The 13,613-nt window shown below is 65.9% G+C and carries 12 protein-coding genes; 5 read left to right on the top strand and 7 right to left on the bottom strand.

All coding sequences use genetic code 11. The annotated features are described in order from the left end of the window. Nucleotides 1–64: 64 nt before the first annotated feature. Both P2T57_RS00060 and P2T57_RS00055 read right to left on the bottom strand, forming a co-directional pair. On the bottom strand, nt 65–1,360 hold the full coding sequence (locus P2T57_RS00060) for an MFS transporter (protein ID WP_276300433.1): 1,296 nt from the start codon (nt 1,358–1,360) through the stop codon (nt 65–67). A 530-nt stretch (nt 1,361–1,890) separates the two neighbouring features. Next, nucleotides 1,891–2,304 carry a hypothetical protein gene (locus tag P2T57_RS00055; protein ID WP_276300432.1) on the bottom strand — a complete coding sequence of 138 codons (414 nt, stop codon included), beginning with the start codon at nt 2,302–2,304 and terminating at the stop codon, nt 1,891–1,893. Nucleotides 2,305–2,578: 274 nt separating this feature from the next. On the opposite strand from P2T57_RS00055, the gene P2T57_RS00050 reads away from it, so the two are divergent. Next, a complete protein-coding gene (locus P2T57_RS00050; RefSeq protein WP_276300431.1) occupies nt 2,579–3,613 on the top strand; it encodes a cell division protein CdpA domain-containing protein in 1,035 nt (344 codons plus the stop codon). Here P2T57_RS00050 and P2T57_RS00045 read toward each other — a convergent pair. The 3 genes from P2T57_RS00045 to P2T57_RS00035 are packed head-to-tail and all read right to left on the bottom strand — an operon-like array spanning nt 3,610 to nt 6,307. Then, nucleotides 3,610–4,125: a Mut7-C RNAse domain-containing protein gene (locus tag P2T57_RS00045; RefSeq protein ID WP_276300430.1), complete on the bottom strand. Its 516-nt coding sequence runs from the start codon at nt 4,123–4,125 to the stop codon at nt 3,610–3,612. The two genes, P2T57_RS00050 and P2T57_RS00045, sit on opposite strands and share 4 nt — an antisense overlap. 2 nt (nt 4,126–4,127) lie before the next feature. Then, on the bottom strand, nt 4,128–5,867 hold the full coding sequence (gene polX / locus P2T57_RS00040; RefSeq protein ID WP_276300429.1) for a DNA polymerase/3'-5' exonuclease PolX: 1,740 nt from the start codon (nt 5,865–5,867) through the stop codon (nt 4,128–4,130). Between the two features lie 2 nt (nt 5,868–5,869). Continuing rightward, complete coding sequence (locus tag P2T57_RS00035; RefSeq protein ID WP_276300428.1) at nt 5,870–6,307, bottom strand: DUF5788 family protein; 438 nt, start codon at nt 6,305–6,307, stop codon at nt 5,870–5,872. Between the two features lie 196 nt (nt 6,308–6,503). On the opposite strand from P2T57_RS00035, the gene P2T57_RS00030 reads away from it, so the two are divergent. The 4 genes from P2T57_RS00030 (at nt 6,504) to P2T57_RS00015 (ending at nt 10,171) form a co-directional block, all read left to right on the top strand. Further along, the gene (locus tag P2T57_RS00030) at nt 6,504–7,193 is read left to right on the top strand and encodes a class I SAM-dependent methyltransferase (RefSeq protein ID WP_276300427.1); all 690 of its coding nucleotides are present in this window, start codon (nt 6,504–6,506) and stop codon (nt 7,191–7,193) included. A 304-nt stretch (nt 7,194–7,497) separates the two neighbouring features. Beyond that, complete coding sequence (locus P2T57_RS00025; RefSeq protein ID WP_276300426.1) at nt 7,498–8,427, top strand: rhomboid family intramembrane serine protease; 930 nt, start codon at nt 7,498–7,500, stop codon at nt 8,425–8,427. A 31-nt stretch (nt 8,428–8,458) separates the two neighbouring features. Continuing rightward, the gene (locus P2T57_RS00020) at nt 8,459–9,277 is read left to right on the top strand and encodes an endonuclease V (protein ID WP_276300425.1); all 819 of its coding nucleotides are present in this window, start codon (nt 8,459–8,461) and stop codon (nt 9,275–9,277) included. A 51-nt stretch (nt 9,278–9,328) separates the two neighbouring features. Beyond that, nucleotides 9,329–10,171, top strand: coding sequence for an SDR family oxidoreductase (locus P2T57_RS00015; protein ID WP_276300424.1), 843 nt, complete (start codon nt 9,329–9,331; stop codon nt 10,169–10,171). 1 nt (nt 10,172) lies between these two features. Here P2T57_RS00015 and P2T57_RS00010 read toward each other — a convergent pair whose 3' ends face one another. Then, nucleotides 10,173–12,266 carry a PKD domain-containing protein gene (locus P2T57_RS00010; protein WP_276300423.1) on the bottom strand — a complete coding sequence of 698 codons (2,094 nt, stop codon included), beginning with the start codon at nt 12,264–12,266 and terminating at the stop codon, nt 10,173–10,175. A gap of 114 nt (nt 12,267–12,380) precedes the next feature. Continuing rightward, nucleotides 12,381–13,499 carry an ArsA family ATPase gene (locus P2T57_RS00005; protein WP_276300422.1) on the bottom strand — a complete coding sequence of 373 codons (1,119 nt, stop codon included), beginning with the start codon at nt 13,497–13,499 and terminating at the stop codon, nt 12,381–12,383. Nucleotides 13,500–13,613: the final 114 nt, after the last annotated feature.

The raw sequence follows: 13,613 nt of genomic DNA, 5'->3' as shown, positions 1-13,613 counted from the left end.
GACGCTCCTCGATTCTCTGCCCGCCGAGTGCGGTTTTTCCCGGTCGTTTCGACTCGTCGGACAGTCAGTCGTCCGCCGGTGTCGCGGCGTGTTCCGGCGCGGGTTCCATCGAAAACAGCAGGGCGAACACCACCGACGAGACCACGATGAACCCCGCGGCGGTCCAGAACGCCACGAGGACCGACGTGGCGTCCCAAATCGCCCCGACCAACACAGGGCCGCCGACCTGTCCGACCTTCCACGCGATGGAGCGGAGCGAGAGGCTAGAGCCGACTGCATCGAAGTGTTCGCCCTCCTCGACGAACAGCGCCATGCTGGCGGGAAGCCGGAGGCTGTCGGCCACCCCGAGGACGCCGTAGGCCGCGAACAGCACGAAGAAGGCTCCGGGGAGCGCCAACTCGCTTCCCAGCGCAGAGAGGGTCACGCTGGGGACGTAGCCCTCGGCGAAGCCTGCGAGGGGAATAAGCGCGGTTCCGACCGCGTAAGTCAGCGCCCCGGCGAGGATGAACTTGTACTTCTCGCCCACCCGGTCGGTCAGGTCGCCGACCTTCCCCTGCGTGAGCGATTTGGTCAACTTGCCGCCCGCCATGATGCCGCCGATGACCAGCGCGTTGATGCCGAACTCGGTCCGGGCGTAGATTGGCAGGAAGATGATGACCGCCATCTTCCCCACGCTGAACGCGCCGCGGAAAAAGACGAGCGCCTTGATTGCCCGGCGTCCCATCAGGTCCACGATGGTCTCGTAGCCGGAGGCCTCGTCGGGGTCGGCCTTCCCGCCGGGGTTGTCCCGGAGGAAGGCGAACACCGCGAAGAACGCGCCGATGGTGATGGCCGACAGGACCGCGTAGGTGACCTCGAAGTCGTAGAGAAACAGGAGGAGGCCGCCGAACAGGTCGCCCAGCAGACTGGAGAACGCGCCGACCTGATTGTAGGTGCCTATCCAGAGGCCGCGCGACTCGTCGGGGCTGATTTCCCCGACGACGGTGGTGCCGGTCAGCCAGAGGATGCTGGCCGAGAGGCCCTGCACGACCCGGAGCAGGATGACGTGTTCGACGCTGGAGACGAACGCGAACCCGACGAACACGACGACGTTGAGCGCCAAGCCCACCAACAGGAACTTCTTGGAGTCGCGCAAGTCCACGTACCGACCCAGCGGCAGGACGATGAGCAGTTGGACCGCCGCGAACGCGGTGCCGAACAGGCCTTCCACTGTCCCGGAGGTCTGGAACATGTCGGCGTAGAGCGCCAGCGCGATGAGAATCGTCGAATACGCCTGACTCCGAGCGAACGCGGTGCTGGCGAGCGCCACGAACTCGCGGTTCCCGAACAGGCGGAGCGACCCGCCGGTCTCCTCGGCCACTGTTACGATTCGAAATAGCCGGATTCGCGCTAATAAATCCACGGCTCCCGGAAACTGACGAACCGCCGATAGAGACGCGAACCGACCGGCGAATCGCCGGCGGGCGCGGCGGTCTCGCGGACCGCCACAGTACGCTCGCTGGAACCAACTACCGGGACGCCCCCGGAACCGCGCACACCGGCAAACGCTCGGTGAAAGCAACTGCCGGAACGCGCTCGACTACTCGACCAGCATGGGTGGGATGAAGGGGCCGGGCGGTCGCGGTTGTCGTGAGCGAAGCGAACGACTGCTCGGCGGACGCGGTTTGTCCGCCGGTGGCCGGAGGCCCATGGTCGCCTCAGCCGACCGCTATCGCGGGCCGGGTTGTGCGGAGAGGCCCGCGATATGTCGCTGAGCGACCGCGACCGGCCGGGGGCTTCGTAAACCATCGTCACCGATTCTGTTGCTGGTGGTTTGGAACCTCACAGGAAGTCACAGCTACCCGAACCGACCACCAAAAACGAAAAAACCGAGGACGAACCTCGACGGATTCAGTCGTCCAAGTCTTCCACGGCGTCGGCGATGCGCTGGAGCTGACGGGTCGCATCCCGCACTTCGTCGCGGAGTTGGCGGACCTCGCGGACGAGTTCCTCGTTGCCGCCGGACTCCTCTTCTCGGCCGCCCATTCCGGGCGGGCCGCCGCCCATGCCGCCGGGGCCGCCGCCGCCCATCATGCCGCCCATCATCTGCGCGAAGGGGTTGCCGCCACCGCCGCCCATGCCGCCGGGGCCGCCGCCACCCATCATCTCCTCCATCTTCTCGCGTCGGTCGCCCTCGTCGCCTTCGCCCTCCTCGGCGCGCTTCTCTCGAATCTCCTCGACTCGCTCGCGGAAGGACTTCTCGTCGTCTCCGCCTTCGGATTCGGTCTCGTCAGGTGCGTTCTCGCTGGAGTCGTCGTCTGCCATGCACGGGGGTTCGGGAGCAAAGTGGAAAAGGGTGGTGACTTGGCGGAGCGACTGAGATGTCCGCCGGCCGGGAGGTCCTCGACCGGCGCTCCCGCCCGGTCGGTCATCGTTCGTTCCGGACGGACAGCGGTTGTCGGCGACGTATCGCCGATTGCTTGCATCGCCAGTCGAGACTCCTCCGAGAAAATGACCGAAATACTGAATCTACAGCAACCAGAGGTTTCAGACGGGCGTCTGACGTAACGTTTACTTGTTCGCGTGCGATTGACCGTACATGACGAGTCTCGCGGAGGCCTACGAGGAGAACGTCGGAGAGGTCGGCAACGTCCGGCGGCTCTACCTCGGTGTCGGCCTGTTCGCCGCCGGGGCACTGCTCGTCGTCCTCGGAATCGTGATGTCCACGACGAGCGTCCACGCCGCCTTCGGTCTCACGTACTGGCAGGGCCGGGAAATCGCCGGGGTGTTGGCAGGCCTCGGCGTGCCGGCGGTGTTCGTCGGCATCTTCAGCGTCCTGCCCGCGAGCCAGCGCGTCCGGGCCGCCGCCGCAATCGGGGCCGGCATCGCCGTGTTGGGAGTCGCACTGTTCACGAGCGCCTACCCCTATCGCTGGGCGGGCGTCGGCGACGGACCCGACTTCACCTTTCAGGTGGTCGTGGTCTACTTCCTCGGGGTCCTCGTGACTTTCGGGTGTCTGTTCGTCGCGGTGGCGAACTTCAAGACCAGAAACGACCCCGGCGGGACGGTCACGCTCGAAATCTCCCACGAGGGCGAGGTCCGGACCGTCGAAGTCGAGAAGGGCGAGTTAGAGGACTTCGACGACTTGGACAACCTGCGGGCGCTCCGGACCGGACTGGCCGAGTCGGCCGCCGGCGACCCCGAAAACGACCCGACCCCGACCCAACCGCCGACCGAGGCCCCCGCCGAGGCAGGGACCGGAGGAGACCCCGAGACCGGACTCGGCGGCGTCGGCTTCTTCGGCGACACGCCGGACGGCGAGACCCCGACCCAGACGAACCAGACGAACGAACGCAGGGCACAGTCGAACCGAGGCGCGACCGGCCGAGGTGCCGGAGGCGGGCAAGGCGTCGCCACCAGTGATGGCGGGACTGCAAGTAACGACATCTCCTCGCCGCTGGACGACCCCGACGCGCCGGCCCAACCCCGCCAGCGGACCACCGACGCCTACTGCGGCAACTGCAAGCACTTCGAGTACGTCCGGACCAACGACGGGATGCAACCCCGGTGTGGCTACTACGGCCGGACGATGGACGACATGGACGCCTGCGACGAGTGGGAACCCAACAGCTAGAGTGCTGAAAGCGTTTCTTCGACCGACTCCCAGTGACTTCCCTTCCAGAAGTGCTGTCCGCAGTCCGGGCACCGCCAGACTTGCATCTCGCCGGCATCGGGCGCGTACTCCGGCGTCGAATCGCCAGACTCGACTGCGACCAGCGCCCCGTTGCACTCGGCGCACCGCGCCGGTTCGGAGAGTTCGAGGACGAACCCGGCGTCGGCGAGTTCGCGCAACTGGTCGGTCACGTTGAGGGAGTAAATAGGTAGTCCGTCCGCGCGCGAGGCCAGTGCTACGTCCCGCGTCACCAGCAGGCGGTCCTCTGCCCGAGCGAGTTCGAGGAGCGCGTCGTCGGCCTCGATGCCTCGCGGGTCGTCGCATCGCTCCTCCCCGCTCGTCTGTTCCGAGGCGCTTCGCGCCTCGCGGTCCAGCGCGTAGGCCGCGTCGAACCCGCACATCCGGAGGTAGGTCGCCAACTTGCCGAGCATCACGTCGAGCAGAAGCGGAGTGTCCGGCGGTGAGCGAGTCACAGTTAGTGCAGGAACTCCCGCACGTCCTCGGCGTCCCGCGTGTTCAGAATATCGTCGGCCTGCGCCCACCCTCTCCGGGCGGTGTGGACGCCGTACCGGACGTTCTCGTACTCCGGCGGCGAGTGGGCGTCGGTGTCGATGGCGACGGTTGCGCCCTCCTCGACGGCCTGCTTGACCGCGCTCCCCCACAAATCGAGTCGATGGGGGTTGCTGTTGATTTCTAAGGCGGTGTCGTTCTCGGCGGCGGCGCGGGCCACCGCGTCGATGTCCAACTCGACGCCGGGGCGCTGGTGAATCATCCGGCCGCTGGGGTGGCCGATGATGTCCACGCTCGGGTGTTCGATTGCGGTGACGAGGCGGTCGGTGGCGTCGCCCTCCAAGGCGCTGTGGGGCGAGGCCACCACGCAGTCCAGTGCTTCGAGCAGGTCGTCGCCGACGCTGATTGCGCCGTCTTTGTCGATGTTGGCCTCGACGCCCGCAAAGACCGTGACGGGCAGGTCGTCTTCGAGGTCCCGAATCTCGGCCATCTGCTCGCGGAGTTCCTCGTCGTCCAGTCCGACGCCGCCGACCATCCCCGGCCCGGTGGCGTGGTCCGAGACGCAGATGTAGTCGTGGCCGAACTCGTCGGCGGCCTCGGCCATCTGCTCGATGGTGTACTCGCCGTCGGACCACTCGGTGTGGAGGTGCAGGTCGCCCCGGACCTCGCCCTCTGCGAGGAGGTCGGGCAGGTCGTCGTTCACAGCGGCGTCGATTTCCCCGCGGTCCTCGCGCATCTCGGGTTCGATGAAGGGCAAGCCGAGGGCGTCGTACATGCCCTCCTCAGTCTTGCCAGCGACTCGCTCGCCGACTCGCTGGCCGGAATCGGGGTCCTCGACGCCACTCACGTCGAACACGCCGTACTCGTTGACCTTCAGGTCGCGCTCGATGGCGTAGTTCCGCAGGCGGATGTTGTGTTCCTTGCTCCCGGTGAAATACTGGAGTGCAGAGCCGAACTCGTCGGGCACCACGACTCGAAGGTCTACGCGCTGGCCCTCCGAGCGGACTGCCGCTTTGTCGCCCCCGGCCTCGATGATTTCGTCGGCCTCGTCCCAGTCGGTGAAGGCGTCGATGACGGCCTGTCGGTCGTCGCTCCCGACCAACACGTCGATGTCGCCGATGGTGGGCTTCCACCTGCGGAGAGAGCCTGCGAGTTCGCACCTGTTGGCTTCCGGGATGGCTTCGAAAAACTCCAGTGCGGCCTCGCCGACCGGCCGAGCGTTCCCGAGGAGTTCCCGGCCCTGCGACTGGCGGGCGAACTCGATGCCCTCCAGAATGTTCTGCTCGGTCTTCTCGCCGAACCCGGAGACATCCCGGATGCGGCCCTCGCGGGCGGCGTTTTCGAGGTCGTCTAAATCCCGCACGTCGAGGGCTTCGTAGAGGTCCCCGACCGTCTTGGGACCGACGCCCTCGACGCTGGTGAGTTCGGCTATCTCGACCGGCAGTTCGGCGCGGGCCTCGTCCAACTGCTCGAAGGTGCCGGTCTCGACCGCTTCCACGACCTTCTCCGAGATGGACTCGCCCACGTCCTGAATCGCTTGGACCGCCTCGGGACCGTCGCCAGCGAGGTCAGCGATGTCCTCTGGCGAATCCCGGATGCTCTCGGCCGCCCGGCGGTAGGTCCGGTGCTTGTACTCGACGCCTTGGGCTTCGATTCGGTCGGCGTACTCCTCGAGGAGCGTGGCGATTTCGTCGTTGCGAGTCATGGTTACAGTCGTCCGCGACTGCCGGCATCTTCCCTGCCCAGCGCCTGCTTGAGGAAGGACATCCACCGCTTCTGGTCGGCGGCCTCCTTGGCGTCTGCCTCGCGCTGGAGGTCGGTCGGTCCCAGACTTTCGAGCGCGTTGAGCGCCCGGTCGATGCCGATGATGGCACCCACGAGGGCCTCGCCCTCGTCGCGGGAGATGTCTGCCTCCTCGAGGCGCTGTTTGCGCTGAAGGCGCTCGCGCCGGAGGTTCTTCTTGGCTCGGTCCACTCGCTCGCGCTCTCCGGCGGGGACGGTCTCTCTGCGCTTGATTTCGAAGACGAACTCCCGGAGGTCTATCTCGTCGCCCTGCACGTCGATGGTCTCGGGGATGTCCGCGCCGACCGTCGCGCCCTCGCGCTCGACGCGCTCCAGCAGTTGTTTTCGCTCGTACTCCTTCACGTCTCCTTGTCGGTTCGCCAGCGTCAAAAATTCGCCGGGAGCGGTGGCTCAGTTGGGGGAGTCGAGGACCGAGGCCGAGCGCTCGGCGTCACAGATTCGGGCGGGGACTGCCGGAGCATGCGCCCAAGAAATATTCGCCTGCTGGCGGTATGATTCGATTCAAAGCATACATAGGAGTAGCGTTTACGGGGGTTGCATGAAGAAGCCCGGAGAAGTCTTCGCCGACGCGAGTGTCTACGACCCCGGTATCGAGGCCATCGTGCCCCGGTACGACGAACTCCACGACGCAATCCTGAACGCGCCGCCCCACGACCGGAGTGACGAGATTCGGGTCCTCGAACTCGGCGCGGGGACCGGCGAACTGACGGCGAAACTCCTCACCCGATTCCCCAACAGTTCGGTCCGGGTGGTGGACCACAGCGACCAGATGCTCGGGCAGGCTGAGCAGAAACTCGATACCTTCGGCGACCGGGCCACCCTCGAAACCGGGGCCTTCCCCGACGACTACCCCGAGGAGACCGGCGAGTACGACTTGGTGGTCTCGTCGCTGGCGGTCCACCACCTCGACGAGGACCAGAAGCAGGAGCTATTCGATGCGGTCCACGAGTCGCTGGCCCCCGGCGGGTGGTTCATCAACGGCGACGTGGTTCAGTTCGACGCGCCCCACCTCGAAGCCCTCTCGGGCGACATGATAGAAAACTGGGTGCGCTCGAAGGGGTGGCAGGAGGAGGACTTCATGGACGAGTGGGAGGCCAGCGACGACTACGACAACCCCTCGACGCTGACCGACCAACTGGTCTGGCTTCGGGAGTCTGGTTTCGATGCGGTCACGTCGATTTGGCAGTACTACAACTTCGCGGTCTACGGCGGCCAGAAGGGCGAGTAATCGGCCATTTCGGCATCGCTCGACGCGGACGCCGCGGGCGACGACAAAAACCGTTACGGATAGAATTTTAATCTTCTAAGAGACGTTATTGTTGCTTTTAGAAATGTAATTGATTCTCTAGCCGAGCGAAAGCCGACCAGCAGACCCCGGATTACCCATCGACCCGCCACTGGCCGACCGACGACGCTCGCAGGAGCGCCACGGAACGTTGGACTGCCGACAGTTCCGACGCTGAACACCGTTGCCTCGCCACGAACGGGAAGGACCCAAATCCCTTTCAGGTCCGGCCCCCAAGGCATCGACAATGGCGCAGTGCGACGAGTGTGGCGAACACGAGAACATGCCGTACAACTGCCGACGTTGCGGCGGCACTTACTGCTCGTCCCACCGACTCCCCGAAAGTCACGACTGTCCGGGCCTGAACCAGTGGAACGACCCGGACGGCGTGTTCGACAGCGGCTTCGACGACAGCGTGGACCAGAGCGGTGGCTCCGGCGGCATCGCCAGTTCGCTCGGCGTGAACACCGGCGCTGGCGGCCCGCTGGGTTACTTCCGCGGGAACATGACCTACGTGTTCCTCGGAATAATGTGGCTGACCTTCGTCGCCGAGATGATAGTCATCCACGTCCTCCAGAGCGCCCAACTGTTCCAGATGCTGTTCGTCCTCGAAGCGAGCAACGTCGAGTACGTCTGGACGTGGGTCACGTCGATATTCTCCCACAGTCCGTTCAGTTTCTTCCACATCGCCGGTAACAGCATCGCGCTGTACTTCTTCGGCCCGCCGGTCGAGCGATACATCGGGTCGAAGAAGTTCACCGGGTTGTTCCTCGTGAGCGGGATGGTGGCGGGCCTGAGCCAAATCGGCACCGCGATGGCGCTGGGCACCGCGGGCGGCGGCGTCCTCGGCGCGAGTGGTGCGGTGATGGCCATCATGGGCGTGCTGACCATCCTGAACCCCAACCTCCGGGTCATGCTCATCTTCCCGCCGATTCCGATGCCCATCTGGGTGATGACCGGGGGCTACGCCCTGCTGTCGGTCATCGGCGGCCTCGGCCCGGTCTCGGGCGGCATCGCCCACTTCGCGCACCTCTCGGGCTTGCTGATCGGCTTCGCCTACGGCAAGCACGTCAAGGGCAAGCGCCGCGCGCCCCAGCAACTCGGCTCCGGCGGCGGATTCGGCGGCCGAGGACCCGGCGGCCCCGGTGGTCCGGGCGGTCCGGGCGGACGTTTCTAAGTCCTCGCGCTCTTTTTTCCTGCCATCGACAATGACACCAGTTCGTCCGGAGTTCGCGCCCGACCCCTCGCTGTCCCGCGCCGAGATGGAGCAACTGCAACTGGACCTCGCCGACGAGGCCGTCTTCGAGGACGACTTCGATTTCGACCCGAGCGCCGTCGCCGGGCGGTCCGACGCCGGCCAGACCACACTCGGCCAGACGACCGACTCCGAATCGGGAGACGCCGAGACCCCAATCGTCGCGGGCGTGGACCAAGCGTTCACCGCCGACGGTGACAAGGCCGTCAGCGCCATCGTCGTCACTCGCAGAGACGAGGTAATCGAGCGAGTCCACGCGGTCGAACCGACCGAGATTCCGTACATTCCGGGCCTGCTGTCCTTCCGCGAGGGCGGGGCCATCCTCTCTGCCTTCGAGCGACTCTCGGCCGACCCGGACCTCGCGGTGGTGGACGGAAGCGGGCGCATCCACTTCCGGCAGGCCGGCATCGCCACCCACATCGGCGTGATGCTCGACCTGCCCGCGATTGGCGTCGCCAAGAACCTCCTCTGTGGGCGGCCCCGCGAATCGCTTTCCGAACCCCGGCCGGAGGGTACCCGCGTCGCCATCGAGGCCGACGACAACGTGACCGCGCCGGCGGGCACCGTCATCGGCTACGCCTACCAGTCCCGCCAGTACGACAACCCCGAGAAGCGCCACGTCAACCCCCTCTACGTGAGTCCCGGCCACCGCGTGAGCGCCGAGACCACGACCGACATCGTGGGCCTCCTCTGTGCGGGCTACAAACTCCCGGAACCCACTCGCCGGGCCGACGGCTACGCCGACGAGGTGAAGGCCGAAGTCGGAGACTGATAGAGACCGCGAAGCGACGAAATTTAACTGCCCCCGCCCCGACGTGAAAGTGTGACCGAAACCGTTCTCATCACCGGTTGCTCGTCGGGTATCGGACGCGAGACGGCCCACTGCTTCCTCGAAGACGGGTGGGAGGTCTACGCCACCGCCCGGAATCCCGCCGACATCGAGGCGCTGGGCGAGGCCGGGGCCAACATCGCCACGCTCGACGTGACCGACGAAGACGACGTGGAGCGCGTGGTAGACCGCATCATCGACGAGGAGGGCCGAATCGACTGCCTCGTCAACAACGCGGGGTACGCCCAACTCGGCCCCGTCGAGGACGTGCCCGTAGAGCGCGTCAAAGACCAGTTCGAGGTCAACGTCTTCGGCCCCCACCGACTCGCCCGCGAGGTCCTACCCCACATGCGAGAGCGCCGGACCGGCACCATCGTCAACGTCTCCAGCCTCGCCGGTCGCGTCGCCACCCCCGGCATGGGCATCTACAACGGTTCGAAGTTCGCCATGGAGGGCATCTCGGACGCCCTCCGGCCCGAGGTGGACGACTACGGCATCGACGTAGTGCTGGTCGAACCCGGCCCGGTCGATACCGCCTTCATGGACCGCGTGAGCGACGAAATCGACGGACTGGAGCGGTCCGGAGCCTACGAGTCGCTCTACGACGTGCTTGCGGACACCGAGGCCATCGGCGGCGGCGGTCCGGGCGCAATCCCGCCCCGGCGCGTGGCCGAGACGATTCTCGACGCCGCGAACCTGACTGACCCCGCGGCGCGCTACCCGGTCGGGCAAATCGCCAAAGTCTCGGTGCTGGCCCGGTTCCTCCCCGCGAAACTGCAGGACAAACTCTACGGACTGGTCTTCTCGCTGGCGTCGAAAAATCCTCTCGGGGACTAACCTACCGCGACCGGCGCGCGAGCATCGCCGCCGCGAGGAGGGCGACGAGTGCGCTCCCGAGGGTGAATCCGGGCGTCCCACTGCTCGACTCGCCGTCGGCCTTCGTCCTCGATTGCTGGTCGTCCTCGAGTGCGGCGTTCGCGGTCGAATCGCCGCGGACCTCGAAGTCCAGCGTCAGGTCGTCGTACTCGCGGGCGGCGCTCTTGTTGCCGACCGGGAAGTAGGTAATCGCGGCCCGGAGGGTGTAGGTGCCCGGCGCGGACCCCGTGACCTGCGCCGAGATGTCCTTGGTCTCGCCGGGTTGGATGACGAACGTCGTGGTGGGCAGACCGCCGCCGCTACTCTCGATGTCGCTCCCGCCGCTGATTTGGATGCCGCTGGGAACTTGGAGCGTGATTTGGACCTTGGTCGCCTTGTCGTTGGTCACGTCCGCGGTGAACGCTCCGGCGAGTCGGCCGGGACTGCCCGGTTCGATGACCTTCTCGGGGGCGTAGAGTCGAGCGACTTGGAACAACTCGCCGTTGGCGAACGAGTTCCCGTCGGTGGAATCGACCGACGAATCCCCAGACGTATCGTCCGATTCGCCCGACTCGTCCGAATCATCTGCTGAGTCGGTCGATTCTCGGGATTCGGCGTCCGGGTCGGTCGCCGCAGTGGTCGGGTCGGGTCGAGTCGTCGGGTCCGGTTGCGTGGTCGCCACGTCGCCGACAGCGACGGTGTAGGTCTTCTTGACGGTTCGGTCGCCGTTGTCGGTGACCCAGAGCGTGACGGTGTGTCGGCCCTCGTCCTCGAAGGTGTGGGTGATGCGAGACCCGTACTCCTCGACGTAGCCGTCGTCGTCCACGTCCCACTCGTAGTCGTCGATTTTGCCATCGGGGTCCGACGACCCGCCCGCGTCGAGGGTGACGCTATCGCCCGGCGAGGGGTTCGACGGCGTGTGGCTAACCGACACCTTCGGAGCGGTGTTCTCGACTTCGATGGTCCGGACTTTCTTGACGGTTCGGTCGCCGTTGTCGGTGACCCAGAGCGTGACGGTGTAGGTCCCCGCGGTATCGAACGAGTGGGAGGTCTGAGAGCCGTACTCCTCGACGTAGCCGTCGTTGTCCACGTCCCACTCGTAGTCGGTGATACGACCGTCTGCGTCCGAGGAGTCCCCGGCGTCGAAGGTGATGGTGTCGTCGGGGGCGGGGTCGGTCGGCGAGTAACTGAAGGTGGCGTTGGGCGCGTCGTTGCCCACTTCGACGGTGCGTATCTTCTTGGTCGTCGCGTCACCGTTGTCGGTGACCCAGAGCGTGACGGTGTACGTTCCGGCAGTCTCGAACGAGTGAGAGGTCTGAGAGCCGTACTCCTCGACGTAGCCGTCGCCGTCTACGTCCCACTCGTAGTCGGTGATGCGTCCGTCTGCGTCCGAGGAGTCCCCGGCGTCGAAGGTGATAGTGTCGTCGGGGGCGGGGTCGGTCGGCGAGTAACTGAAGGTGGCGTTGGGCGCGTCGTTGCCCACCTCGACGGTGCGTATCTTCTTGACGGTCCGGTCGCCGTTGTCGGTGACCCAGAGCGTGACGGTGTAGCTTCCCGCGGTGTCGTAGGAGTAGGTGGTCTGAGAGCCGTACTCCTCGACGTAACCGTCGCCGTCCAAGTCCCACTCGTAGTCGGTGATTCGGCCGTCGCTGTCCGAGGAGTCCCCGGCGTCGAAGGTGATGGTGTCGTCGGGGGCGGGGTCGGTCGGCGAGTAACTGAACGACGCTTTCGGCGCGTCGTTCTCGACGGAGACCGAGACTGTCTCCTTGTCGGTCTCTCCTTCGCCGTTGGTCACCCAGAGCGTGACGGTGTAGGTCCCGGCGGTGTCGTAGGAGTAGGTGGTCTGAGAGCCGTACTCCTCGACGTAACCGTCGCCGTCCACGTCCCACTCGTAGTCGTCGATGGTGCCGCTCGCGGTCGAACCCGAGGCGTCGAACGTGACCGTCTCGTCGGGTGCGGGCGAACTCGGCGAGTACTCGACCGAGGCGGTCAGCGTGTCGTTGGCCGCGGCGGCCGTCGCCGGTCCGGTCGTCGGACCGTCGAACCCGAGGGTCGCGCTCGGCGCGGAAACAATCACAAGAAATGTAAATAATACTGCCACTGAGCGTCCGATTTTCATCTCGTTTCGAAATACTAGCTTCTATATATAAAAATCTTTAAAAGGAGACGGCGTGCGGAAACCGCCCGGCGGTCACTCCAGACAGGACGCCACGAGCGCCAGCATCCGCTCTCCTCGCACCTCGTCGGCCAGCAGGGGAACGCGCTTCACGTCGTGGCCCCGGAAGACCTCTTGGGCCTCGGCGAGGGCGTCCTGTTGCACGTCCCAGCGTCGCTGGCAGAACTCGCAGGTGTCGAGGTTCGGCGAGACGAAAGCGTCGGTGTCGGTGGCCTCGCCCGCAACGTCCGAGAGGTCCTCCATCACCTTGTTGACCACGACGGTTCCGACCGGAATCTCGAACTCCGCGAGTTGGCCCAGCAGGCGCTTGGACTCGAAGACACTCATCTCCTCGGGGACCATCACGACCCGGAAGTCGGTCTTGGAGGGGTCCCGGAGAGTGGCCCGCAGGCGCTCGATGCGGTCGCTGAGTTCTTCGAGGTCGGCCAACCCCTGCTCGGGGTCGGCGTCCTCACCGCCGAACATCCCCTTCATCCCCTCCATCATGCCTTGGAACTTCTGCTTGAGTTTCATGATGCGCCCGACCATCGAGTCCATGAGTTCCGGGAGTTCGAGGAGTCGCAGGGTGTGGCCGGTCGGCGCGGTGTCCACGATGACGCGCTCGAATCGCTCGTCGTCCATGTACTCCAACAGTTTCTGCATCGCGGTGGCCTCGTCCGAACCCGGCATCGGCCCGCCGAGCATCGACTCCAACGGGTTCTCGCCGCCGAGCATCCCGCCGAGGCCGCCCATCGGACCGGCCTCGTCGCCGGTTGGTCCGCCACCCGCCGGTCCCGAGTCGGCGGCCGTGCCATCGGCGTCACCGCCGACGGCACCACCGAAGACGGCGTTGCCCTCGTCCATCGCCTCCTCGGGGTCGATTTCGGCGGCGTAGAGGGGCACGTCGTCGCGGATGCGCTCGGGACTCGCCGGCACGTCGGTCTCGTAGGTGTCCGACAGCGAGTGGGCGGGGTCGGTCGAGACCACCAGCGTCGAAGTCCCGCCGCGGGCGCTTGCCAGTCCCGTCGCGGCCGCCATCGTGGTCTTGCCGACGCCGCCTTTCCCCCCGTAGAGGACGTACTCGGGCGCGTCCACGCCAGTCGGCACGTCGCTGTCCTCGATTCGTTCGACCGCCTCCACGTCGAGTTCGCTCATTGGACGGGGGTAGTGAGTCGGGACTTACGTACCCGTCGGTCTGGGGAATCGCTCGGCATGAATTTACCAACAATTGTTTTTAGCAACTAAATTATTTCTTTAGCGATTGCAGAG

Source organism: Halorussus lipolyticus (assembly GCF_029338375.1).
Classification (GTDB): domain Archaea; phylum Halobacteriota; class Halobacteria; order Halobacteriales; family Haladaptataceae; genus Halorussus; species Halorussus lipolyticus.
The sequence above is the reverse complement of the archived record's forward strand: the minus strand, read 5'-3'. Positions and strand labels throughout refer to the sequence as shown.